Annotated in this window: 2 protein-coding genes; one reads left to right on the top strand and one right to left on the bottom strand. The window is 45.6% G+C overall.

Annotation, left to right across the window (positions count from 1 at the left end; translation table 11 throughout):
• On the bottom strand, positions 1–611 hold a 611-nt coding region (locus A3766_RS24520; protein ID WP_197479721.1), incomplete at its 3' end, for a patatin-like phospholipase family protein.
• A gap of 102 nt (positions 612–713) precedes the next feature.
• Here A3766_RS24520 and A3766_RS24515 point away from each other — a divergent pair.
• A partial coding sequence (locus tag A3766_RS24515; RefSeq protein WP_068643151.1) for an ABC transporter permease occupies positions 714–1,455 on the top strand: 742 nt, incomplete at its 3' end.

The following is a 1,455-nucleotide window of genomic DNA, read 5'->3' as shown; positions in this document are numbered from 1 at the left end:
ATGAGTTCTTTTAGCTCCAAATCTGTATGCGTACCAAATATGGCTGTAATGACCGAGCCCGCACTAGCGCCTGATATAACACTTGGTAGAAGATTTTGCTGAAGCAAGGCTTTTACAACACCAATGTGGAAATGTCCAAGTGCACCGCCGCCACTGAGCATCAGCGCTGTTCGGCCGTAGCAAAGGCTGGCTCGATGAAAGAAGTCTAGGCGCTCTTCATAATCGATCTGCGAGGCATCTAATTCTGCGATATGCTCTATGGACTCAACTATCTCATCGACATACTCTTCGATAAGTTTCTTCGTACCATACTTGGCATGGTTATAGAGAACAGGCTTACCCATTCCCCCCATATTGCCATGTATACCTTCATTCAGAGCGAACAGTAAGCCATGATAATTGTTGTCTCGACGAAGCCTCTGAAGAGCTTCTAGACGATGACGAATCTGTTTGTAGTCATATTCGCTTGTATGCTCAAGCTCTTTCCATTCGCTGGCACCCGAAGCCAGGTCATGTTTTTCTGCCGCACTGCACCAAGCCTGATAGCTTTCTGCAGCGGCCATGTTGATTTCAAGCTTAGCTAGTTTCTTGGATGAGCTTTCAAAAAACACTCGTACTCTCCGAAGTAAAGTCATGATTGCTTTCAAGCTTAACAGGAGATACCACTTTTCGCCGTATTATTTACCATTTTATGAGTATTCTTCAGGTTTTGTATGACCCAGATCATTCTTGAAGTGCCATCGCTTTACTCTGCTCCATGTTATGATACGCGCCGTCCTTTCAATCACTTCGAGTTTCCGATGACTATTGAAATCATTCCCTTTGAACGCTTGCTCATCGCTTTTATCCCTACTTTCTTTGTGATTGCTCTAATGCGATATTGGGGGCTGGCATACGGAAAAGCCTGTTACTCAATCATCCGCATGCTACTCCAGCTGCTATTAATTGGCTACGCGCTGATCATGATCTTCGAATCAGAAAGCAGCTTGCTCACCTTGGCTGTTCTATCAGTGATGATGCTGGCATCGAGCTGGATATCTCTAAACACGCTGTCAGATAGCACTGGCAACAACGCACTATCAACAAAGGGACGCTTTCAGTTATTCAGTAAAGCGCTGATTGCGGTATTTATTGGTGGCGGTTTAATGCTTGCTCTGGTCACACAGCTAGTGTTACAGCTAGACCCTTGGTACTTGCCACGTTATATGATTCCACTAGCCGGGATGATTTTTGCAACCTCAATGACCAGCATTAGTTTGGCTGGCGAACGTTTACAGGCTGAACTTCGTAGTGGCCATGTTTACGAAACTGCACGGAATACGGCTTTCAACACGGCAATGATTCCAAATATCAATGCAATGTTCGCCGTCGGTCTGGTCTCGCTACCTGGAATGATGACGGGGCAAATACTCTCTGGCGTATCGCCTTTTATTGCCGCTCGCTATCAGATAATGG

Source organism: Oleiphilus sp. HI0132 (genome assembly GCF_001635845.1).
This window is presented reverse-complemented; position numbering and strand designations above follow the sequence as displayed.